At 71.7% G+C, this 23,013-nt stretch carries 18 protein-coding genes; 6 read left to right on the top strand and 12 right to left on the bottom strand.

Annotated elements, in window-relative coordinates:
• Positions 1 to 33 precede the first annotated feature (33 nt).
• Positions 34 to 1,551, bottom strand: a complete 1,518-nt coding sequence (gene ppx / locus OV090_RS18590; protein ID WP_267705107.1) for an exopolyphosphatase — start codon at positions 1,549 to 1,551, stop codon at positions 34 to 36.
• A 282-nt stretch (positions 1,552 to 1,833) separates the two neighbouring features.
• Positions 1,834 to 2,289, bottom strand: coding sequence for an amphi-Trp domain-containing protein (locus OV090_RS18595; protein ID WP_267705108.1), 456 nt, complete (start codon positions 2,287 to 2,289; stop codon positions 1,834 to 1,836).
• A gap of 139 nt (positions 2,290 to 2,428) precedes the next feature.
• On the opposite strand from OV090_RS18595, the gene OV090_RS18600 reads away from it, so the two are divergent.
• A complete protein-coding gene (locus tag OV090_RS18600) occupies positions 2,429 to 4,327 on the top strand; it encodes a hypothetical protein (RefSeq protein WP_267705109.1) in 1,899 nt (632 codons plus the stop codon).
• Between the two features lie 246 nt (positions 4,328 to 4,573).
• Here the strand turns inward: OV090_RS18600 and fmt are convergent, their stop codons facing one another.
• Both fmt and OV090_RS18610 read right to left on the bottom strand, forming a co-directional pair.
• Positions 4,574 to 5,545, bottom strand: a complete 972-nt coding sequence (gene fmt, locus OV090_RS18605) for a methionyl-tRNA formyltransferase (protein WP_267705110.1) — start codon at positions 5,543 to 5,545, stop codon at positions 4,574 to 4,576.
• Positions 5,542 to 6,702: a hypothetical protein gene (locus OV090_RS18610; RefSeq protein ID WP_267705112.1), complete on the bottom strand. Its 1,161-nt coding sequence runs from the start codon at positions 6,700 to 6,702 to the stop codon at positions 5,542 to 5,544. Before OV090_RS18610 ends, fmt begins: the two co-directional genes overlap by 4 nt.
• 2,865 nt (positions 6,703 to 9,567) lie before the next feature.
• Here OV090_RS18610 and OV090_RS18615 point away from each other — a divergent pair.
• Together OV090_RS18615 and OV090_RS18620 are read left to right on the top strand one after the other, a co-directional pair.
• Positions 9,568 to 10,038 (top strand): DUF2147 domain-containing protein, encoded by a 471-nt coding sequence (locus OV090_RS18615; RefSeq protein WP_267705114.1) that lies wholly within the window; start codon positions 9,568 to 9,570, stop codon positions 10,036 to 10,038.
• A gap of 97 nt (positions 10,039 to 10,135) precedes the next feature.
• On the top strand, positions 10,136 to 10,825 hold the full coding sequence (locus tag OV090_RS18620) for a dienelactone hydrolase family protein (protein WP_267705116.1): 690 nt from the start codon (positions 10,136 to 10,138) through the stop codon (positions 10,823 to 10,825).
• A gap of 241 nt (positions 10,826 to 11,066) precedes the next feature.
• Here OV090_RS18620 and priA read toward each other — a convergent pair whose 3' ends face one another.
• The 3 genes from priA to OV090_RS18635 all read right to left on the bottom strand — a co-directional run bounded on the left by priA (position 11,067) and on the right by OV090_RS18635 (position 14,615).
• Entirely contained in the window at positions 11,067 to 13,622 is a 2,556-nt protein-coding gene (priA, locus tag OV090_RS18625) for a primosomal protein N' (protein WP_267705118.1), read from the bottom strand.
• Positions 13,619 to 14,221, bottom strand: a complete 603-nt coding sequence (locus OV090_RS50745; RefSeq protein ID WP_267705120.1) for a hypothetical protein — start codon at positions 14,219 to 14,221, stop codon at positions 13,619 to 13,621. Before OV090_RS50745 ends, priA begins: the two co-directional genes overlap by 4 nt.
• A 61-nt stretch (positions 14,222 to 14,282) precedes the next feature.
• Positions 14,283 to 14,615, bottom strand: a complete 333-nt coding sequence (locus tag OV090_RS18635; protein ID WP_267705122.1) for a hypothetical protein — start codon at positions 14,613 to 14,615, stop codon at positions 14,283 to 14,285.
• 221 nt (positions 14,616 to 14,836) lie between these two features.
• On the opposite strand from OV090_RS18635, the gene OV090_RS18640 reads away from it, so the two are divergent.
• From OV090_RS18640 to OV090_RS18650, 3 genes are all read left to right on the top strand, one after another.
• The gene (locus OV090_RS18640) at positions 14,837 to 15,469 is read left to right on the top strand and encodes a TetR/AcrR family transcriptional regulator (RefSeq protein WP_267705123.1); all 633 of its coding nucleotides are present in this window, start codon (positions 14,837 to 14,839) and stop codon (positions 15,467 to 15,469) included.
• Positions 15,470 to 15,553: 84 nt separating this feature from the next.
• Positions 15,554 to 17,938, top strand: coding sequence for an endopeptidase La (lon, locus tag OV090_RS18645; RefSeq protein WP_267705125.1), 2,385 nt, complete (start codon positions 15,554 to 15,556; stop codon positions 17,936 to 17,938).
• A 244-nt stretch (positions 17,939 to 18,182) separates the two neighbouring features.
• Positions 18,183 to 19,112 (top strand): serine/threonine-protein kinase, encoded by a 930-nt coding sequence (locus OV090_RS18650; RefSeq protein WP_267705127.1) that lies wholly within the window; start codon positions 18,183 to 18,185, stop codon positions 19,110 to 19,112.
• Position 19,113: 1 nt separating this feature from the next.
• On the opposite strand, the gene OV090_RS18655 is transcribed toward OV090_RS18650, so the two are convergent.
• The 5 genes from OV090_RS18655 to OV090_RS18675 form a co-directional block, all read right to left on the bottom strand.
• Positions 19,114 to 20,535, bottom strand: coding sequence for a hypothetical protein (locus tag OV090_RS18655; protein ID WP_267705129.1), 1,422 nt, complete (start codon positions 20,533 to 20,535; stop codon positions 19,114 to 19,116).
• A 24-nt stretch (positions 20,536 to 20,559) separates the two neighbouring features.
• Positions 20,560 to 21,264, bottom strand: coding sequence for a hypothetical protein (locus tag OV090_RS18660; RefSeq protein ID WP_267705131.1), 705 nt, complete (start codon positions 21,262 to 21,264; stop codon positions 20,560 to 20,562).
• A 157-nt stretch (positions 21,265 to 21,421) separates the two neighbouring features.
• Positions 21,422 to 21,691, bottom strand: coding sequence for a hypothetical protein (locus tag OV090_RS18665; protein ID WP_267705132.1), 270 nt, complete (start codon positions 21,689 to 21,691; stop codon positions 21,422 to 21,424).
• Positions 21,688 to 22,275, bottom strand: coding sequence for an EscR/YscR/HrcR family type III secretion system export apparatus protein (locus OV090_RS18670; protein WP_267705134.1), 588 nt, complete (start codon positions 22,273 to 22,275; stop codon positions 21,688 to 21,690). The genes OV090_RS18665 and OV090_RS18670 overlap by 4 nt, the downstream gene beginning before the upstream one ends.
• A complete protein-coding gene (locus tag OV090_RS18675) occupies positions 22,265 to 22,675 on the bottom strand; it encodes a hypothetical protein (protein WP_267705136.1) in 411 nt (136 codons plus the stop codon). The genes OV090_RS18670 and OV090_RS18675 overlap by 11 nt, the downstream gene beginning before the upstream one ends.
• Positions 22,676 to 23,013: the final 338 nt, after the last annotated feature.

The raw sequence follows: 23,013 nt of genomic DNA on the forward strand, positions 1-23,013 counted from the left end.
CCGGTTCGTCCTTCGCGGCGGACCGGCGACGCGTCAGCGAACGCGGAGCTCGAAGCCGATCTCGCGCAGCTTCTCGGCCTCTTCGACCAGGTCGGCGAAGGTCAGCGGGTGGGCCTCGATCCAGTCGGGGAGGAACCCGAGCTCGAGCGCGCCGCGGCGGGCCGACGCGGTGAACGGCGGCAGCGGCGTGGGGCTGCGGCTGCGGGCCAGGCGGAGCGCGACGCGCAGGCAGATCGTCAGCGACTTGGCGAGCTCCGCCTCGCTGTTCGGCAGGCCGGCGAACACCTCGCGCGTGAGGCGCTTGCGCTGGCCGAGCAGCATCGCCGCCAGCAGCTCCTGGTCGGCGCGCGAGAAGCCCGGCATGTCGGAGTTGGCGACCAGATACGCGCTGTGCTTGTGGTAGCCGGAGAACGCGACGGACAGCCCGATCTCGTGCAGGCGCGCGGCCCAGCCGACCAGTTGTTGTCCGACCTCCGCGTCGAGGCCCCAGGCCTCGCGCACCTGGTGGAAGCAGTGCAGCGCCAGGCGCTCGACGCGGCCGGCCTGGGCCGAGTCCACGTTGTAGCGCTGGCACAGCTGGCGGATCGTCTGGTCGCGCACGTCTTCGTGGCGGATCCGTCCCAGCAGGTCGTACAGCAGCCCCTCGCGCATCGACCCCGTCGAGATCGCCATGTGCTCGATCTGCAGGCCCTCGAACAGCGCCAGCAAGATCGCCACCCCGCCCGGCAGCACCGGCGCGCGGTCGGCCTGCACCCCCGACAGCCCCGGCACCTTGTTGATGTTGCCGGCGGCGACCAGCGCCTTCTTCAGCTGGCGCAGCCCGGCCGCCGTGATCCCGCGGTCGCTCCAGCCGTTGGCGCGCAGGATCGCGTCGACCGCCGTGATCGTGCCTGACGAGCCGACGCAGTTCTCCCAGCTCGTCTCGAGGTAGCGGCGCTCGAACGGCTCGAGCTTGAGGCGGGCGGCGATCTCGGCCTTGCGGAAGTCCTCCGCGCGGATCTTGCCGTCGACGAAGAAGCGCAGGCTGTAGCCGACGCAGCCCATGCCGAGGCTGTCCATGCGGACCGGCTCGAAGCGCTCGCCGACGATCAGCTCCGTGCTGCCGCCGCCGATGTCGATCACCAGGCGACGGCCGCGGTCGTCGGAGAGCGTGTGCGACACCCCGAGGTAGATCAGGCGCGCCTCTTCGCTGCCGGCGATGATGTCGATCGGGTGGCCGAGCGCCGCCTGGGCCTGGGCGAGGAACGCCTTGGCGTTGCCGGCCTGGCGCATCGCGCTGGTGCCCACCGCGCGCACGCGACCCTCGGGGAACTCGCGCAGCCGCTGACCGAAGCGCTCGAGGCAGGCGAGCGCGCGCTCCTGCACCTTGTCGGTCAGCTCGTGGTGCTCGTCGAGCCCGGCGGCCAGGGCCACGCGCTCGCGCAGGCGGTCGACGATGTGGAAGTGGGTGTCGTCGACGACCCGGCCGACCACCATGTGAAAGCTGTTCGAGCCCAGGTCGACCGCGGCGACGCTGTCGGAATCGGTGACCGGCGGTGTCGGCTCGTTCATCGCGGTGGGCGACCATACGGCCGCGCATGCCGGCGCGCAAGCGCGACGAGCGGCGGCGAGGGTCCGCACCTGACGTGACTGCCACGGCCATCGCGTCGGCGACACGCACGTGCGATCGGCGCGGCGGCGAGCTTCACGTTCGGCGGGCCACTGAGTCGGCTCTCGGCCAGATCATCCTGCAGAGCGGCGAGCAGGACGACCTCCTGAACGACGGGGTGACGGACTGGCGATGGCCGCGCCGACTTGTGAAGACGAGCAATCGCAGGAGACTGCAGAGGCCGCTCAGTCGGCCTCACCGAGCACGACTTCGCCCGGCGTGGGCACCGGGCTCTCGCTGTCCGACTCGGCCGTCGCGTTGGCGGCGGAATCGGCCGCGCCGTCGGGCGTCGGCGGCAGCTCGGACGTGGAGGCGGGCGTCGACAACCCGGCCGCGCTGTCAGGCACCTCGGGCGTCGGCGGCAGCTCGGCGGCTGGCCCGATGACCAGGTCGAGGTCGGCGTCGGGGGCGGCGAACTTCCGCCACGACAGCTCGAGCGTCAGCTTCTGCCGCTTCCCCTTGTCGGACGCCGCCAGCGAGAAGCCGACCACCCCGCGCGGTCCGAGGACCACCTGCTCCGCCCCGCGATGGACGCGGACCGACCCCGACTTGAGCGCCGTCACCAGTTGCTCGAGGTAGGCGATGACGTAAGGCACCTCGACCGCGCCGTCGATCTGCAATTCCTGGCGTGAGCTCTTCATCTCCGGGCTCCTCCCACGATTGGCCGGGGAGGTCACCTTGCCACGGTCGATTTGTCGCAGCAAGGCGCCGGCTGGCCGGCCGAGCGGGGCGGCCGAAACCGGCATGTTTCGCCCGGCGTCTTGTGCGAAGCTCGCGCTCATGGCTGGCTCCCCCGACCGCTCCGCCTCTCCCGACCGTTCTGCGAGCGACCTCGACGTCTTGCGCCGCAGTCACCGCGGCAAGTTCGTCGCGCTCGCCGCCCTGCTCGCCACCGCCGGCGGGCTCGTGTGGTGGAACCAGCGCCCCAAGCCGATCGGCAACGACGAGCAGGCCGAGCGGGTCCTCGTCGTCCCAACCGCCAACTGGCGCTTCAAGCCGTACCTCGAGAAGTGGGGCTTTGTCGCTCAGGAGGGCCGGCTCAAGACCATGGTCGACGAGCTGCACGAGAAGCTCCCCGAGGCCAAGGAGGACGGGCCGGCGGCCGTGCTCAAGCTGGCCGACTGGGCTGGCTTCGCCTTCGTCGCCTTCGAAGATCCGGCCTCGCTCGACTTCAGCGGCCTCGATATCGAGGGCGGCGTCCCGACCTTCGAAAAGCACCACCGCTTCGCCGTCGTCAGCGCCGGTGACTACGCCTTCCCGCACAAGCTCACCGTCAACGCCGAGCCGTCGAAGTTCATGAACGGCCCCGAGCTCGACCTCCTGAGCGCCCTGTTCGCCCAGGAGCCGCTCGCCAGCACCCTGCGCGACGACCCCAAGAACGGCCCCGACGTCATCGTCTTGCGCACCAAGGTGCAGGAGGGCATCGACGCGATCGACGCCATCAAGGCCGCCGAGGCCACCGTCGCCAAGATCGCCGACAAGGCCCGCGTCCTGCTCGTCGACAAGGAGCAGGGCAACCCCAAGCCGACCCTCGTCGGCGACGTGCAGGAGAGCGCCCACCCGCTCGCGCTCGCCGACGGCGGCATCCTCTTGATGACGCGCAAGGCCAACTTCTCGAGCAGCACCGGCTTCAACGCCGACCTCGAGCTCGCCGGCGTCTCCCAATTCTTCTACATCCCCGCTGGCGCCGACCCGGTCGACGGTCGCGTCCCCTGCACCGGCCTGCTCGGCGGCTCGCTCGAGGAGAGCGGCCGCTCCCCGCTGGTCTACACCTCACCGCAGGGCGATATCCTCGTGATCCACGAGGGCGGGCGCTCGCGGCTGTTCAAGCTCGAGAGCGGCGGCTGCAACTTCTCCGAACTCGGCGAGATCAACGTCCCGCTCCCGCGCAACGCCCTCCCGGGCCAGGTGCACGTCAGCGGCCGGGTCGCGCGCGTCCGCGACGGCGACGGCGAGAGCGCCATCTCGCTCGTCAAGCCCGGCGATCAGGTAGCGATCGATCTGGTGCACACCAGCAAGCTCTCGCTCGCGCAGCCCGTGTGGCTCGACGAACAGATCCTCGCCGGCACCGGCCAGGACACCGTCGCCGACAGCACCGGCGTCTATCAGCCCGCGCTCTTCTTCTACGACGTGAACCACCCCGACACCGCGCTGCGCATCGACGCCCAGAACTTCGAGGCCGCCACGGTGCTGGCGGGCGCTGTCCAGGTCCCGGACGGGCCGCAAGGGGCGCGCCTGCTCGTGCAGGCGTACAGCTCCGAGCGAGGCGATCGCCTGTTCCGCGTCGACGCCCCCGCGCCCGCGGCCAAGCTGTTCGCCGACGCCCTCGGCGAGGCCGACAAGACCCCGATCCCGGCCGAGGTGCGCGACGGCGTGGAGCCGCGGCTCATCCCCATCGACACCCGCAGCTGGACCTTCACCCCGATCCTCAGCGAGTTCGAGACCTACGACCCAGTCGTCTCGCCCGACGGCCGCCTGGTCGCCTTCACCAGCGACAGCGAGGTCCACGTCGTCCCGCTCGCCGGCGGCCCGGTGCGCACGTTGACCCGCAACGAGCTCCAGGACCACACGCCGATGTTCACCGCCGACAGCAAGACGGTCCTGTTCCGCACCCGCTTCCCGATCGAGAAGACCAACTGGACCCTGACCACCGCCCGCACGGTCCCCGCGGGCGAGTGAGCAGAAAGAGCATGGCGCGAAGGACATGTCCCTTCGCGCATGCTCTTAAAGACATCCCTGCCGAACCGCATGGCCCGCCTCACCGCGCCGCCCGTCGTGGGGTCTCGCGAGCGTGGACGAGGCGCGTCTGTTCGCGAGCGAGGCGGCGATTCCCGGCTTCTCCGCCGGCGCACCTCACACGCGCCGCGCTCGCATCGCGGCGGCCGTCCGCGCGCCGCCGCATGTCCCGCGGGACATCCCGCGCCTTCACTCCGTCTCGGAGCGCGGAGGCGTCGAGAACCCTTCCCCCTTTTTAAATGCTTTGCCGGCGGCGTAGGCCTGGGCCGGCATGCGTTTGGCGCCGGCGGCCTGGACCTCGGCGATCCGCACCACCCCTTCGCCGCACGCCACGTGCAACCCGGCGCGGTCGACCGCCAGGACCTCGCCCGCGGTCGCGCCCTCGGGCCTGAGCAGCGGTGACGGCCCCGCGCGGTACAGCTTGACCGGCGTCCCCTCGCGCCCCGTGACCGCGGCCGGCCACGGATCCATCCCGCGCACGTGGTTGATGACATGTCCCGAAGACCATGTCCAATCGACCACCCCTTCTTCCTTGCGCAGGATCGGCGCCAGCGTCGCCAGCGACGGATCTTGCGGCGTCGGCGGCGGCACGTCCGGGAACTCGCCGAGGAACGCCGCCAGCAGATCGCCGCCGAGGGTCGCCAGACGGACGAACAGCTCGCCGCTCGTCTCCTCCGGCTCGATCGGCGTCCGCGCCGCGCGGAACACCGGCCCGGTGTCGAGCCCCTCTTCCATCTGCATGATGGCCACCCCGGTCTCGCGGTCGCCCGCCAGCACCGCGCGCTGGATCGGCGCCGCGCCGCGCCAGCGGGGCAACAGCGACGCGTGCACGTTGATGCAGCCGTGACGCGGCACCTCGAGGATCGCGCGCGGCAAGATCCGCCCGTACGCAGTCACCACGATCACGTCGGGCGCCAGCGCCTGCAGCTGCGCCGCCAGCGTCCCATCGCGCACCTTGACCGGCTGACTGACCGGCACCCCCAGGCGCTGCGCCGCATCCTTCACCGCCGGCGGCATCAGCTTGCGCCCGCGCCCCGCCGGCTTGTCCGGCTGCGTCACCGCCAACACCAGCTCGCACGTACGAGCCACCGCCTCGAGGCTCGGCACCGCAAAGTCGGGCGAGCCCATGAACACCGCACGAAGCCGCGAAGATCCGCTCACGTCGCCCCGATCTGCGCCAGATAGGCGCTGTGCAGCGCGTCGTCGGAGAGCACGTCGCGCGCCTCGTCGAGGGCCGCCAGCAGCTCCTCGATCTCCTCTGCCAACTCGACCCGACTGTCGGGCTCGAGGCTCTCGCAGAACGTCGCAGTCAGATCTGCATGAGCGCGCAGCACCTCGGCCCGCGACGCCTCGCGCGGCAGGCCGAGCAGCGCGAAGTAGTCGCTCTCGCGCGCCAGTCGCAGGCGCTCGCGCACCCGCTGACGGTCGAGCGCCGTCAAGGTCGCCGCCGGGTCGTCGATCTCCGGCGCCAGGTGCCCCAGCAGCTCGAGCACGTACACCACCGCGCGGATCACCGCCTCGTCGGCCACCGCCGCCGCGATCAACTCGCCGACGCGGGTCTGGCCGTCGAAGCGCTCGGTGACGGCCGCCACCGCCGGCCAGCGCAGCTCGGCCGCCAGCGCCTCCGGCCCGGCGAACGCCAGGCGCGGCTTGCGGTCGTCGTTCACGGCCACGCGCAGCTGCGACAGCGTCGAACCGCGCTGGACCCCGCCGGCGATCATCGCCGCCAGCGGCACGCCGAGCTCGACCGCCACCGCCGGTGCGTCACCCGGCCACAGGCCCCACGCCACGCTCCCGCTCTCGGCGATCCGCTCGACGATCCGCCGCACCGGCTCGCGCAGCGCCTCCCGCATCTCCTGCGGTTTAATTAATCCCGACTGGGCCAGGCGTTCGACGTCGCGTCGCGGGTCGCCGGTGCCCCAGCGCGCCGCCAGCTCGAGATGCGTCGGGCTCAGCAGTCCGCGCGCAGCCAGGCGGCCCAGCACCGACTCGCCGGCGGCCGCGCTCGCGCCTCCGATCACCTGTCCCTCCGACCACCACAGACGTCGCTCCGGCGCGCCGCTGGCCGCCACCCGCAGACCGCCCGTGAACCGCTCGCGGCGCAGCTCGGCCAGCAGCGCCGGCGCGTCCGACTCGCCGCGCGCCTGGGCCCCCGCCAGCGGCGCCTCACTCTCGACGCTGCCTGTCTCTGGGGACAGCCACGGCTGCTCCTCGACGCGCGGCGGCCCCGCGACCGGGGCCCGCGCTGCCGGGAGAGACATCTCCTCGGTGGCCTCGCGCCCGCCGGGCCTCCCCGACCGCGCGGCCACCTCATTCATGTCCTCACGAACATGTCGTTGGGGCCATGTCTCTTGCGACAGCTCCACCTTCACGGATGCAGCCCGGTCCGACGAGCGGCGCGACCAGTGGCGGGCAGGCAGCACGAGCGTCGACTCCTCCGCCCCGCCCCCTCCTGGTTCGTCATCCTCTCCAGCCCGCTCCACCTGGCGCGCAGGCTCCGCGAAGCGCCCCGCACCTGTCTCTCGAGCCAGCCCCTCGCCCTCCGCGAGCCGGGCCCGTCTCAAATCCGTCTCTCGAGCCAGCCCCTCGCCCTCCGCCAACCCCCGTCTCGAATCCGTCTCTCGAGCCGGCCCCTCGCCCTCCGCGAACCGTCCCCTTCTCGAATCCGTCTCTCGAGCCAGCCCCTCGCCCTCCGCGAACCGTCCCCTTCTCGAATCCGTCTCTCGAGCCGGCCCCTCGCCCGCCGCGAACCGGGCCCCTCGCCCAGTCTCCTCTCGAGACCCTCCGGCTCCGCTCGCCGCGTGGCCATCGCCCACCACACCTGTCCCCCGAGACAGGCCGACGTCCTGCCCACCCGCGCGGCCCCCACGCTCGATTTCCTGAGCAGGTTCATCGAAGCGCTGCGCCGGACTCCGGCGCTCAGGCGTCCGCGGCGCATCCGCAGCACCTTCCCCATCGACCGCGAACCGCCCCGCGCGGCGACCTCCGCTCACGTCCTCCTCGCGCCCTCGTCGTCCGAGGTCGAACCGCGAGCTTGCGAGCTCGCTCCGGGACATTTCCGTCGCCGCTTCCTCGTCGACCAAGAACCGGCCCGAGCGACGACCTCTCGCCGCCTCCTCGCGCCCCGTTCGTCCGGGCTCGGACCTCGAGCTCGATCGATCTGCCTGCGCTCGTCTTGCAGGCGACTCGGTCGTCCCCTCGCCGTCGACTACGAAACGTCCCGACCGACGATTCTCCCGCCACGGCTCCTCCGGCAGCGCAGATTCCTCAAAAGACCCTGTATTCGAGCGCTCGTCTCGCCGCCACGCGCCGCCACGCGCCTCGCCCTGCCCAGGCTTCACCGCTCCGACCGGCTCCATCGCGGCGACTCCCGCAGGTTGCGGAGCCTGCAATCGCGGCCGCTCGCGCACCAGCTCCTCCGTCTGCTCGCTGCGTCCGGCACCTGTCCCTTGCGACAACCCCTCCGGCTCCTCGGACCGCGCCAGCCCCTCCGGCTTCGTGCTCCACGAGCGGCGCCGCTCACCTGTCCCTGGCGCCAGATCTCCCGGCTCCGCGCTCCAAGACCCGCGTCGCCCTCCTGAACCTTGAGCCAGCTCCTCGGGCTCCGCGCTCCGCCCGCCTGTCCCTTGCGCCAGATCTCGCCCCGCGCTCCGCGAATCCCGTCGACCGCCTGCCTCTTGCGCTCGCTCCTCCGGCTCCACGCTCCGCGAGCTCCGACCACCTGTCCCTTGAGCCAGCTCTTCGGCCCGCGAGCTCCAAGAACCTCGCTGCCCGCCTGGCCCTCGCGCCAGCTCCGCGCTCCGCAAGCGACGCCCACCTGTCCCTTGCGTCAGCTCACCTTCGCCTCGACGCGCCGAAGGTGCATCCGCGTCCCGCGGCGCACCGCCAGCGACATTCCTGCCCGCCCGCGGCCCCGCCTCGCGCGTCAGCTCGATCGTCTCCTCGACGCGTCCTGCGCCGGCGTCGAGCTCGTCCTCACTTGCCCGCAGGTCACGCGACGAACCTGTCTCTCGCGCCAGCTCACCGCGGCGCCCGCCGCCCTGCGACCGCCACGAGCCACGCCCGCCACCTGTCTCTCGAGACAGCTCGCTCGTCACGCCGTGCCGACCTGCCTCCGCCGGGTCTTCGGTCGGCGCCTCATCCACTGTCAGAGCCTGTCGCTTCGACCAAGTCTTTTGAGACAGATCACCCTCCGCGACCTCGCGCGGCTCCGACCGCGACTCCCCCCAACGGGTCGCGCGGGCCTTGCGAACGTCCTCGCGAGCAGCGGTCGCGACCGACGCCGTATGCTCGCTGTGGGCCTCTGCAGGGGCCTGCGGGCCCGACTCCGGCGAGATCTCCCCGTCGCGCGAAAACGTGAGCTCGCTTCGGGTCGCCCGACGACCGACCCGCGATTCGCCAGTCGAGGGCAGCCGCTGGGTCGGCTCGCGCAGCAGCTCGAGTTCGCCGCTGTCGTGCTCCGGGTCGACATCGGGAACGGCGTCCAGGCCCATCGCCTCGAGATCGATCCCGTCGCGGTGGCCGTCGACCGACTCTTCGCGGGTCTCGAGTCGGGCGGCCAGCACCTCGAGCGTGTGATGCAGACGACTGAGGACCGGGTCCGTGCGAACGGGACGGGGAGCCGGCGAAGCTTCGCGGATCTCGGGGCGCGCTGCGCCTGCCGGCGGCCCAGCGAGCTCGGCCAGCGCCGCCTTGAGCTCTGCCTCGTCGACGGGCGCCTCGAGGAAGCGGTCGGCCCCGAGCTCGAGCACCGCGGCCAGGTCGCGCGTCTCGCCTTGAAGACGCCCGTAGAGCAGCACCGGGATGCCCATCGTCTCTGGCCGCTCGCGCAGCGCCTGCACCAACCCGCTCGCGTCGGCCGAGCCGAGGCAGACGATGACCGCTGCCGGGCTGGGGTTTTGCGCCGCGCGCAGGACCAGCTCGCGCTCGCGGACCGGGACCACCGTGTAGCCCAGGTCTTGCACGCGAGGGACCAGCTCGCCCCGGTGGGCACGGTCGCCCGTCATGAGGATCTCCGGACCCACGGCGACGGGAGTGTACTCCAGTCCCAATGCGCGGCGACGCACCCCGAAGCCCGGCGATCCGGGGCGACAATTTCTTCCAGGGTGCCTGAAGCGGCGCGCCCGGCGAGCGTCTCCCCCTGTCACCTTCCCGCAACCGACCAAATCAGCCAGGATCTCACCATGCACCTCAAGTCCGCTCGCACGTCCCTGCGCCCCGTGAAATTCGTGTTCGCCGCGCTGTTGGCCGCGGTCATGTCCGCCTCGGCGACCGCCTACGCCTTCTTCTCCGCCAGCGATTCACCCATCGGGAGCTGGAAGACGATCGACGACGAGACGGGTGAGACGAAGTCCGTCGTCAAGATCTACGAGGTCGACGGCAAGATCTACGGCCGCGTCGACCGCCTCCTCCTCAAGCCCGGCGCGCTGTGCGATCAGTGCGAGGGCGACGATCACAACAAGCCCATCGAGGGCATGGTGGTCATGTGGGGTCTGACGGCCGACGACGGCGAGTGGAGCGGCGGCAAGATCTTCGACCCGCAGAAGAACAAGACCTACCGCTGCAAGATCTGGCTCGAGGATGGCGGTCGCAAGCTCAAGGTCCGCGGCTACCTCGGCCCGTTCTTCCGCACCCAGACCTGGATCCGTCAGTGACTTCCTTCGCGGGGTACGCACCGCCGGTCGCATCCCGCGCCTGAGGCCGCCAGTGGCGGCCTTTGTCGCGACGCGCGCGGCCCCTACCATGGTCGCCATGGAACACGGCCGAGCGATCAGCTTCACCCGCCCCGACGGACAGGACGCCCCCGGCGTGCTGTTCTCCGCCGCCGACGGCGCTCCCGGCGTCGTCCTCATTCAAGAGTGGTGGGGCATCAACGACCAGATCCGCCGCGTCGGCCAGCGCCTCGCCGACGCCGGCTATCGCGTCCTGATCCCCGACCTCTACCGCGGTCGCGCCACCGCCGTCGCCGACGAGGCCAAGCACCTCATGACCGGCCTCGACTTCGGCGAGGCGCTGAGCGACATCGCCGGCGCCCTCACCTATCTCAAGGGACAGGACGCTTCGACCAGGGTCGGCATCGTCGGCTTCTGCCTCGGTGGCGCCCTCACCCTCGCCTCGATCTGCAACGTCCCCGGCTTCGCCGCCGGCGTCTGCTACTACGGCATCCCGGGCGCCGGCGCCGACGCCAGCAAGCTGCTCGCCCCGCTGCAGGCCCACTTCGCCGAGTTCGACGACTGGTGCACCCCCGACGCCGTCCGCGCCCTCGAGGACAAGCTGCGCGCCGGCACCACCGAATACGAGCTCTACCGCTACAGCGCCCAGCACGCTTTCTTCAACGACGCCCGCCCCGAAGTCTACGATCCGGTCGCCGCCGCCGAGTCGTGGCGTCGCTCGCTCGACTTCTTCCACCGCCACCTCGGCGGCCCGCAGCCAGCTGTCTGATCGGCCAGGTCCCCGAGGACAGCCCGGCGCGACCCGTGCAGCCGCGCCGGGCCCGTGCGGGGACCGGTCGCGCGCGCGTCGACCTCTCCACGCCCAAGTGAGTCAGGCGCGACCCTCCTGCACGACCTGACCGAAACACTGCGACCTCTGCGGGCCGGGGCTCGCCGGACGAAGAACCTGGGTCCCTCCGGCAGGACGTCCTGCATCAACCTGCCTGAAAGGACATCCGCCTTCTCGGCCCTCAGATCAGCGACTGCGGGTCGACGTCCACGTTCGCCATCGTCTTGAACTCGCCGCTCCCGGCCTCGCCGAGGCGGGGCCGCAGCTGTCGCAGCAACCAGCGCAGCGGAGGTCGGCTGCTCGCGCGGATCAGCATCTGCCAGCGCACGCGGCGGTTCACCCGCTCGATGAGCGACGCCTTCGGCCCCAGCAGCTGCAACGGCGGCGGCGCCTCGGCGCTCCCGGGCTCCTCCGCGTGCTTGCGCCGCACCTCTTCCGCGGCCGCGCGGATGACCACCGCCAGCTCCTCCGCGCGCCGCTGCACCGCGACCTGATCCGGCCCCGAGATCCGCACCAGCGCCAGGTGACCGAACGGCGGGTTGTGGAGCTCCCGACGCTTGTCGAGCTCCCACGCCGCGAACGCCTCGAAGTCGTGCTCGGCCGCGAACGCGATCGCCGGGTTCTTGATCCCATAGGCCTGGATCAGCACGCGTCCCGGCCTGTCCCCGCGGCCAGCTCGGCCCGCGACCTGCGTCAGCAGCTGGAACGTCCGCTCCGACGCGCGGATGTCGGGCAGCCCGAGCCCGTGATCGCCCTGGAGGATCCCCACCAGCGTCACGCCCGGGAAGTCGTGCCCCTTCGACAACATCTGCGTCCCTACCAGGATGTCGGCCTCGCGCCGGCGAAACTGCGCCAGCGTCTCCAGCAACCCCTTGCCGCGGCTCGTGTCGCGATCGAGCCGCAGCACTCGCGCCCCCGGCACGTCCTTCGCCAGCGCCAGCTCGATCCGCTCCGTCCCCGCGTTGCCGTGGAGCAGCTCGCCCTCGCCGCACTCCACGCAGCGCTCCGGCGGCGCCTCGATGTACCCGCACCAGTGACACATCAAGCGGTTGCGCCCGAGGTGGTACGTCATCGCCGGCGCGCTGCAGTCGGGGCAGTGATGCAGCGCCCCGCAGCGGTCGCACAGCAGCGTGGTCGCGAAGCCGCGGCGATTGAGGAACACGATCGCCTGCTCGCCCGCCGCGACCGTCTCCACCAGCGCAGTGCGCAGGCGTCCCGTCAGCAGCGTCTCTGGGTCGGGTCGGTGCATCGCCAGCGAGACGAGCTCCACGTCGGGCAGCGGCCGTGTCGTCGGTCGCGTCGTCATCCGCAGCCAGCGGAGCTTCCCCGAGCGCGCCGACTCGTACGTCTCGAGCGCCGGCGTCGCGCTGCCGAGCAGCGCCACCGCCGACGCGTCGCGCGCCCGCACCAGCGCAACGTCGCGCGCGCTGTAACGGACCCCTTCCTCCTGCTTGAACGACCCGTCGTGCTCCTCGTCGACGACGATCACCTTGAGGTCGGGCACCGGCGCGAACACTGCCGAGCGGGCCCCGATCACGATCGGCCGCGCGCCCATGCGGATCTGCTGCCACGCGTCGAGCCGCTGGCGCGGCGTCAGCCCGCTGTGCAGCACCGCCACCGTCTCGCCGAAGCGCGCCCGGAAGCGATCCGACAGCTGCGGGGTCAGTGCGATCTCCGGCACCAGCACGATCGCCCCGCCCCCGCGCGCCCGCGCGTCCGCGATCAGCTGCAGGTACACCTCCGTCTTGCCGCTGCCCGTCACCCCGTGCAGCAGCGACGCCGCGAACTTGCCCGCGGCGAGGTCGCCGCGCAACGTCGCCAGCGCCGCCGCCTGGTCAGCGGTCGGCGCCTGCGGCAGCGACGGCTCGATCGTCTCCGCCGCGAACGGATCGAGCGCCCGCAGCCGCTCCTCCACCCCCACCAGCCCGGCCGCGATCAATGGCTCGAGCAGCTTCTTGTAGCCCGGGAACGGCCCGCGCAGCTCGCCCGCCGGCACCCACGAACCTGCCCCTTCGAGCAGGTCGAGCAGCGCCCGCCGCTGCTTGCTGCGGCCGATGTGCTCGCGCAGCGTCTCCTCGGCGGTGGCCGCTCCGCGGAGGTAGTCGGTGCGGCGGTAGTGGGCCTCGACGCGCGCCCCCTCGCCGCCGGCCTCGTCCCAGGAGATCGTGCACAGCTCCTTGGCCGCGAGGTCGCCGATCAGCCGCAGCACCCCGGGGATGCGCGGGCGCAGGTCGATCAGCCGCTCGACCGCGAGCTCGCCCCCGGGCGCTGACGCCAGCGCCGCCAGCACCCGCTGCTCCGCCGCCGTCGGCAGCCCCGCGTCGTCGACCGGCTGCAGCACCACCTCGCGCGCGGCCGTCAGCGCCTGCGCGCCGGCCTCGGACAACATGACCCTTCGGACATCATGCCCCGTCAGCAGGCCCGGCAGCGCCAGCCGGTAGACCTCGCCGACCGGCGCCACATAGTAGTCCGCCACCCACTCGCACAGCCGCGCCAGCTCCGGCGTCAACGACGGCGCGCCCGGTGGGTCGAGCACCTCCTCGAGCAGCTTGATCCGCGCTCCGTTCAGCCGCTCAGGCGGGGCCGCGCGCACCACTCCCACCAGCCCGCGGTTGGCGAACGGCACCAGCACGCGCGCCCCCGGCTCCGGCGCGCTCGGCCACGACGCCGGCACCGCGTACGTGAAGCCGCGGTCGAGCGCCACCGGCAGCGCCACCGACACCAGCCGCTCGCTCACCGCGAACTCTCCTTCGCCTCGCGCCGCGTCTGGTACAGCGCCCGCCGCAGCGCCCCGCGCATCAGCACCAGCTCGAGCACCGCGGCCACCAGCGTCACGCAGCCCGCCGCCAACAACGCGCGCCGGAGCCACTCCGCCCACAGCGTGACGAGGCTCGCCTCCCCGGCGGCGACCCCGCGCGCCGCCCCCGCGATCACCCCGCGCACCGCCAGCGCCAGCACGATCAGCACCACCACGGCGACCACCGCCGATCCGACGCCTGGTCGCACCGCGCCGACCCGGCCGAGTCGCGAGCGCTCGCCCTCGACCCAGCCGAACGAACCACTCGCCGCCGTCGCCAGAGTCACCAGCAGGACCGCTCCGGCGACGACCATCGGCCAGGTCGCAAAGCACATGTCCCAAAGGACATGCATACTCTCGCCTGACCATGCCGCCCGCAGCGCCGCCGTCAGCGACGCATCGAGTCGTTGCGGGATCGCGGCTGCGAGCGCCAGGCACAGCAGCGCCGGCACGAGACGCGAAGACCTCGGCCGCACACCGACCCGCCAGGCGAGCGCGACGCGAGCGCGGCTCGGCGGGGTGGTGGCGTCGAGGTCCACGGAGCGAGGCTTTTAGCGCGCCCGGGTCCGCGCGCCAAGAACCTGCGCAAGTTTCAGCGGATCAGCCGCCCGCCTCGGGGCGGTCGAAGGACAGCTTGAAGCCGGTGAGACAGCGGGTGGCGCCGTTGCCGACCTTGTAGGACGGCACGATCTCCACCTGAGTCTGCGAGCGGAGCGCGTCGAACAGCATCGAGATCGAGTCGGCGCTCACGTTACGGCCCGGGCACAGCGACCCGCCCCACTTGTAGTCGCGCTTGGTTCCGGACTTCTCGCGCACCGACAACACGCCGTTGGCCATCGCGTAGTCATCGCTGCTGCTCTCGTAGACAGTCACGGAGTCGACGTTGCCGATCGAGCCGGCCGAGTCGGCGAAGGTGGTGGCGGGGGCGGACACAATTAACATACCGGCGAGCAGGGACAGACATGGGCGAAGCGACATGGAGGGTTCCTCGTGCGATTTCGGGGGCCTTCAGACCCGGGGGTGCAGGGTGCTATTCACGAGCCGCCGCTGCAACGCCGGCGTATGCGTCCGCTTGACCTCGATCGGATCACCGGGCGGAACTGACCGCGCGCACGTTTGTGTTTTCAAACGATGAATGATGTAGTGGTTTCGTCATGGCTCAGTCCGGGACGTACCCCGCGGGAGACCTCGGCAACCCGAGGCGCGCGCAGATCCTCGACGCCGCCGAGCGACTGCTCCACCACTACGGTCACGCCAAGACCACCGTCGCCGAGATCGCCCGTGAGGCTCGAGTCAGCGTCGGCTCGGTCTATCTCGAGTTCGAAGCCAAGGACGCCATCTGGGTCGAGCTCTCGCATCGCCGCCACGAGGCGGTGCTCGCCGCCATGCGCGGCGCCGCGAACGCGCCCAAGAAGCTCTACGCCCACCGTCTGCAAGCGGCGCTCGTGGCGCGAACGCGTGCCTTCCTCGCCCTCGCCGAGCGCGGCGCGCACGCCGCCGAACTCGTTCACTGTCACGCTTGCCCGGCCATCCGCGAGGCGCAGGAGATCTACCACCGGCGCGAACGCGAGATCATCGCCGAGCTGCTGCAAGCAGGTGCAGACGCTGGCGAGTTCGCGATCAAGGATGCGTCCGCCACCGCGGCGGCGCTGCTGCAGGCCTTCGTCGCGTTCGTGCCGCCGCTGCTCTTCGGTCGTGCACCTGACGAGCTCGAGCGTGAGGTCACGGCTCTGCATCAACTCCTCGTCCACGGGCTCTGCCGCGCCGATCCCCGGCCCCGCAGTTGACGGCGAGTTGAACGGTTTTAAGTTCGGTTCAACCGTCATCACGTACCCCTGCAGGCTTAGCCGCGGGGAGCGAAAGGAACCGAGATGAGCCACCCAGAGTATCCGTCTGTGATCCCGCTGCTGCCCTTGCGCAACGGCGTCCTCTTCCCTGGCACAGTCATCACCGTCCCGGTCGGTCGCGCCCGTTCGATCGCCATGATCGAGGCCGTCGGGCAGGATGCGATCGTCGGCATCGCCGTGCAGCGCGACGCGCGGATGGTCGATCCCGAGCTCGCCGACCTCCAGCCGGTCGGCACGTACGCCCGCGTCCGCCAGATCCGGCGCACGGGCGAGCGTAACTATCAGGTCGTACTCGAGGGCCTCGGTCGCTTCTCGCTGAAGACGATCCTCCACGGCAAGCCCTACTGGACCGCCGAGGTCGAGCAGCTTGCCGACGAGAATTCCGATCCCACCGAGGCGAAGCTGCTCGCCGGCGCTCTCGGCTCGCGCATGCGCGAGAAGCTGCAGGAGATCGCGCCCGACATGTCTTCGAGCTTCGGTCAGTGGATCGAGCTGCTCGGTCGCGGCGACGACTCCGGCTTGCTGGCCGACCGCGTCGCCGCGGCGCTGAGCCTCGACACCGACAAGGAGGTCCAGGTCCTGCTCACTCGTGACGTGAGCGAGCGCCTGCGCCTGGTCTCGCGCCTGCTCGACGAGGCCATCACCCTCGCGGAGCTCAAGCACAAGATCGACTCCGAGGTCCGCCGCGGCCTCCACAGCAACCAGCGCGAGGTCCTGCTGCGCCAGCAGCTGCGCGCGATCCAGAAGGAGCTCGGCGAGGAGCCCAAGTCCGACGACTTGCAGGCCCTGCGCGAGCGGCTCGACAGCGCCGGCCTGCCCGAGGAGGCCCGCAAGGTCGCCGACCGCGAGCTCGCCCGCCTCGAGGCGATGAACAACGCCCACGCCGAGTTCGGCGTGATCCGCACCTACCTCGAGTGGATCGCCGACCTGCCGTGGAACAAGCGCGCCTCGGGCACGCTCGAGATCGACGCCATCGCCAAGAAGCTCGACGCCGACCACTTCGGCCTCGAGGAGGTCAAGAAGCGGATCTTGGAGCACATGGCCGTCCTCAAGGTCTCGGGCAACACCCGCGCGACCTTGCTGTGCCTCGCCGGGCCTCCGGGGGTCGGCAAGACCTCGCTGGGCCAGTCGATCGCCGACGCCACCGGCCGTCCGTTCGTGCGGATCGCCCTCGGCGGCGTGCGCGACGAGGCGGAGATCCGCGGCCACCGGCGCACCTACGTCGGCGCGCTGCCCGGTCGACTCCTGCACGCCTTGAAGAAGGCCGGCAAGAAGAACGCGGTGGTGCTGCTCGACGAGATCGACAAGCTCGGCAACAGCTGGATGGGCTCGCCCGACGCGGCGCTGCTCGAGGTCCTCGACCCCGAGCAGAACAAGACCTTCACCGACCACTACCTCGAGCTGCCGTTCGACCTGTCGGAGGTGCTCTTCATCTGCACCGCCAACAGCCTCGACACGATCTCCGCGCCGCTCCGCGACCGCCTCGAGGTCATCGAGCTCAGCGGCTACACCCTCGAGGAGAAGCTGCACATCGCCAAGGACCACCTGCTGCCCAAGCAGATCAAGGACCACGCGATCGCGACCGGCACGATGACGGTCACCGACGACTCGATCAAGACGATCATCCGCGAGTACACGCGGGAGGCGGGGGTGCGCCAGCTCGGGCGCGAGCTGACCAAGCTGTGCCGCGCGCTGACCCTGGAGATCGCGCGGGCCGACGAGCGCAAGTCGCCGCGGCTGCACATCGACGCGGCCGACCTTCACAAGTACCTCGGCAAGCCCAAGTTCCAGAGCGAAGTCGCCGAGCGCACCGCCGTCCCCGGCGTGGCGACCGGCCTCGCCTGGACCCCGGTCGGCGGCGACATCCTGTTCGTCGAGACCTCACGCATGCCCGGCAAGGGCAGCCTCGAGATCACCGGTCAGCTCGGCGACGTCATGAAGGAGTCTGCCCGGGCCGCCCTCACCTACGTCCGCAGCAACGCCAACCAGCTCGGGGTCGACGTCAACTTCCTCGACCGCCAGGACCTGCACATCCACGTCCCCGCCGGCGCCGTCCCCAAGGACGGCCCCTCCGCAGGCGTCACCATGTTCACAGCCCTGACCTCGCTGCTGACGGGTCGCCGGGTCCGCAACGACACGGCGATGACCGGTGAATGCACCCTCCGCGGACGGGTCCTCCCGGTCGGCGGAATCAAGTCGAAGGTCCTGGCCGCCCACCGGGCCGGCATCAAGCGGGTGGTGCTCCCGCACCGCAACGCCCGCGACATCGAGGATGTGCCCGAGGACGTGCGCCAGCAGATCGAGTTCATCTTCGCCGAGGACATGCGGCAGGTGCTCGACGCCGCGCTTGAGCCCGTCGTCCTGCCGCCCGAGAGCCTCACCGCGGACAGCCCGCGCGCCGAGGCGTGAACGAGCGGGCGCCCACGGCCGACGACGCATCGCCGCTGGCCGTCACGTGCCCGACCCGGGGATCCGCACCATACGGCGCGGATCCTGTTTATTTTTGCGAGAGCGTGACCGGCGCACGCTGAGCGCGGGAGCCGTGGCTCGCCGGCCGCGGACCTCGACCTGCCCGTGACATCGGACAATTCGGGCGAGCCCGCGCCTCGCTCCGAATTGACGAACTCCGACGCGTGGGCCGAGAATCACCGCGTTGACCACGGCCCCCGACAAGATCGGTCCCTACGAGGTGCTCGAACGCATCAGCGCCGGCGGCATGGCCGAGGTGTACAAGGCCAAGTTGACCGGCGCCGACAGCTTCGAGCGCCTGGTGGCGATCAAGCGAATCCTCCCGCACATCGCCCGCGACCCGAACTTCATCGCCATGTTCCAGGCGGAGGCGAAGCTGGCCGTGCAGCTGCAGCACGGCAACATCGCCCAGATCTACCAGCTCGGCCGCCAGGACGAGTCCTTCTACATCGCGCTCGAGTACGTCGAGGGCCGCGACGTCGGGGCGCTGCTCGACCTGCACCAGAAGGCCGGCAAGGCCTTACCGCTCGCGCAGGCCTGCTACATCATCACGCGCTGCGCCGAGGGCCTCGACTACGCCCACAACAAGAAGAGCGACGACGGCAGGCCGCTCAACATCATCCATCGCGACATCAGCCCGCCCAACATCCTGATCTCCTACGAGGGCGAGGTGAAGTTGATCGACTTCGGCCTCGCCAAGGCGACCAGCTCGTCGGTGCAGACGCAGGCCGGCGTCATCAAGGGCAAGCTCGCGTACATGTCGCCCGAGCAGGTCCGCGGCGCGCCGCTCGACGCCCGCAGCGACGTGTTCGCTCTCGGCATCGTGTTCTTCGAGCTGCTGACCGGCCGCCGGCTGTTCCGCCGCGACAGCGACATCGAGACCTTCGAGAGCGTGCGCCAGTGCAAGGTGCCGCGGCCGAGCGAGGTCAACCCGGCGATCCCGCCGCCGCTCGAGCAGATCCTGCTGCGCTCGCTGGCCCGCTCGCTCGACGACCGCTACCCGTCCGCGGCGTCGCTGGCCGAGGCGCTGCGCGAGTTCGTGTTCACGAACCAGCTGCGCTACCGCGGCGACCAGCTCGGCACGTGGATGCGCCAGGTCTTCCGCAAGAACTGAGTCAGCCGCCGAGGCCGATCCGGCGGATCATCTGCAGCCGCCGCGGCGAGGCGCTGTCGAGCTCGACGACGCCGATCGTGCTCGCCAGAGTGTGCACGACGTACAGCTTGCGCCGCGCCTCGTCGACGACCAGCTCGTTGGGCCCGTCGTCGACCGGGATGGTGGCGATCACGCTGAACGAGCCGAGCGCGACCGCGGCGACCTCGTCGTCGGAGTAACAGCTGATGAACGCGATCGCTTCGCCCTGCTTGGGCCGATGGATCGCCATCAGGTTCGGGTTGTGACACAGGGCCACGCTGTCGATCGGGTCGTTGAGCGGCTCGCCCGACGCACCGAGGCTGGTGTCGACCAGCGACAGCGACGGCGGCGTGGTGTGGACCGCGAGCAGACGGTCGCCGACGTCCGGGTCGAGGAACTCGATCTCGCCCATGAACGGGCGGTCGCCGGCGGCGTACGGGTTGACCCCGAGCAACCAGTGATTGCCGAAGCGCACGATCGTGTCGCGCCCGGTCTCGACGCTGAACAGGCGCACGCCGGGCCAGAAGCGGTGCGAGGCGTACAGCAGCGGACGCGTGCAACCCTCGCTGCTCGGCGGCGCGTCCAGCGGGTCGCAGGCCCGCTGATCGACCGCGAACCCGCCGGCGAGCACGCCCTTGCCGAGCGGCTCGGTGGCGAAGAAGCTCTGCGTGGCGTCGGTGATGTCGGTGATCTTCGGCCCGTACTCGGCGTCGAGGGCGATGAGCGTCATCCTCGCGCCGAGCAGGTGCGGCAGGTAGGCGAAGCGATAGCCCTCGCGGTCGACGAAGATCCGCGCCGGGTCGGACGGCAGGCGCGCGCCGGCCGGATCGTTGCCGAGCCGCTGCAGTGAGTGCGCCGCGTCGCACTCGCCCTCGCCGTCCTGCCCGCAGTCGACCTCGATGCCGCCGGCCTCGCGCACGACGTCGATCCACGTCACCGCGCGCTCCTCGAGGCTCGACGGCACCAGCAATCGCCACGGGCCCTCGTCGCCGATCGGCCGGTCGAGGGCGATGTTGCCGGCGCCGCTGGTGAAGCGGACCGAGTGCGCGCGCTGGATGAAGTAGCGCTCCTCGCACTCGACGACCTGCTGCGCCTTCTCAGCTGTCTCTTTGGACATGGCCTCGGAGACACGGCACGGCGACGCCGCGCTGAGCTCGGCGTCGCCCGGCGCCGGCTCCTCCGCGAACGCCTGGTCGAGCGCGCGCAGGTTGAGGACCACGAGCGTGCTGGTCTTGACCCCGAGGTCGAGGTTGCTGTTGGTGACGAACAGCCACGCGCCGTCGGGCGAGAGCAGCGCGCCGGTCGGCAGCCGCAGCGCCTGCAAGTCGGCCGGCTCGGGCTCGCCGCGGCCGCAGGTCGCCAGCAGCAACATCGCGGCGCACCAGCGGTGAGACAGGCGGAGCATCCGACGAGGGGACGTTATCACGCCTCAGGCGCGCGGGAGGGCCTGCAGCCACGCCTCCGGGTGGACGGCCCAGGCCGCGGCGAGAGCGGTGAGCGCCGCGACTGCGACCAGCCACGACCGGCTCGCGGCCGCCAGCGCGGCGACCGGGCCAGATCTCGCGCCACACGCGAGCGCGAGCTCGAGGACGGCCGCGGTGAGCAGGACCGGCGTCGCCAGACCGAGCGCCAGCAACGTGGCCTCGTGGGCCGCCGCGCTCGCCGCCGCGACGTCGAGCTGCAGCTGCCACCCGTGCGGCTCCCCGACGGGCCAGCGCGTCGCGTACGCGCGCAGCCCGGTCAGCAGCGGCCGGTGCAACCCCGCCGCCAGCGCCAGCGAGCCGACCAGCGCCACCTGCAGCGCCGCGAACGCGCGCGCGCGGCCGAGCCCGAGCGTCACCCCGGAGCGGCGCGCCGCCCCGAGCGCGGCCTCACCGGGCAGGCTGACGAGGGCGCCGAGCACCGCGCCGAGCAGCAGCTCGAAGCCGGCCGCCAGCAACCACCACGACCACGCCACCGGCGCGACCCGTCCCGGGGTCCACGCCGCCGCGAGCACGCCCGCCAGCGCCCCGGCGATCGCCCACCACGCCCCGCCCGCGGCCGCGCGCCAGAGCGTCTGGGCGTGCAAGATCGCAAACAGGCGCAGCGTCAGCCACGCCCACGCCGCCAGCGGCCCAGCGATCACCGGCGGCACCGCCCGCGAATCACATGTCCCCGCGGACAGTTTCTCTCGAGCCGGCGAGCGCTCGACTCCGCACCCGCGGGCGTGTCCATTACATGTCCCCGAGGACATGTCCGCGCACCGAGCCCGGCGCTCGCCGCGACCCGACCCACATGTCCTCCGGGACATATCATTCGCCGCGCCCGATCGCGGGCAGCAGCGCCCACAGCCCGCGCGTGTACGCGGCGGTGCCGGCCAGCCACTGCGCGCCGAACCACCACACGACCGCGAGCACCGCGGTCGTGCGGGCGAGCAGCACCGGCGCGGGGTCGGTGACGCCGAGGCGGTGGCACAGCCAGCCGATCGCCAGCGCCGCCCCGGCGGCGGCTCCGGCCGCGGGCGCGATCATCCACGCCGCGTGGACCAGGCCGTCGCCGATCGCCTCGAGCGCCACGGTCACGCGTAGCCCTCCACGAGGCCGCGGATCACCGCGTCCCAGCCGCCGACGGCCAGGAACAGCAGCACCTTGACCGGCAGCGCGACCGCGGGCTGCACCTGTCCCGAGAGACCGATCAGCGCCACCAGCTGGGCCAGCACCAGGTCGACGAGCACGAACGGGACCAGGATCAGCGCCGCCATCTGCAGCGCCTCGGCGAGCTCGGTGACGAGGAACGCCGGCACGAGCGCGAGCGGGTGCGCGAGGTCGACTGCGTTGAGCGACGCGAAGTACTCGACCTCGGCCGGGTCGGCGTGGCGGTCGAGGAACGCCGACAGCGGCGCGAACAGGGCCCCGACGTCGAGCGGCGCGCCGGAGCCGTACAGCGCGGCGGTCTCGAACCCGACCGGGCCCATGATCACCGCCGTCACCACCAGCGACAGCGCGAACACGGCGCTCCACGGCAGCAGGGCCTCGGCGCCGAGCCCGACGCGGATCGCCGACAGCACGACGCTCGCCTTGGCGAACGCGGTGCAACTGACTGCGGCGATCGGCGCCAGCGACAGGGCCACCCACGTGGCAGCGCCTGTCGGCAGCTCAGGGACCATGCGCGCGCCACCCCTCCGTGCTGCGGGAGGCGTCGGCGCGCCACTCCTTGGTCGCGCGCGTCGCGTCGGCGCGCCAGCCCTCGGCGCTGCGGGCGGCGTCGGCCACCCACGGCGGGGCGTCGAGCTCGGCCGGCGCGGCGTTCCATGGCGCCGGCGGCGGGTCGGGCAGCTCCAGCAGCAGGTTGGGCGGCCCGCCGGGACCTGTCCCGACGAGCAGGCGACGGCCGGCCACCTCGACCACGTGCAGGGCGTGCGCCGGCGTCAACCCGACGACCGTCTGCGCCCGTTCGTGCCGCCCGCCTCGCACCCCGCGTCCGAGCCAGACGAGCAGCAACAGCGCGACGAGCAGCCCGCCCCCGACGGCCACGAGGTGAAGGTACGGTTCGATGTCTTCCAGCACGCTTTCAGCGTAGAGAGGACGGTCAGCGCGGGCAAAAAACCCGCGACGTCGGCCCTGCGCGGCCATTTGAAGCGAATGCACGAAGCGCGGCCGGGCGCGAGAATTCGTCCGACCGGTCCTGGCGCGCGCGCAAGGAAGAAGAGCGCTGGCCGAAGCGAGCACGCGGCGCCGGACCGTGGCGCGGAAGCGAGTCTCGGCGGAGCGCTCGCGGACGAACGTGCCCTGCCGCGCGCTCGGTCGTCGCTGACCCGAGCTGTCCCCAAGGACAGCCGAAGCGAGAGCTCCCCGCGACCCAAAGCAAAAGGCCCGCGCCGGAGCGCGAGCCTTCTTGCTCGGGA

Source organism: Nannocystis sp. RBIL2, assembly GCF_026626745.1.
Taxonomy (GTDB): domain Bacteria; phylum Myxococcota_A; class Polyangia; order Nannocystales; family Nannocystaceae; genus Nannocystis.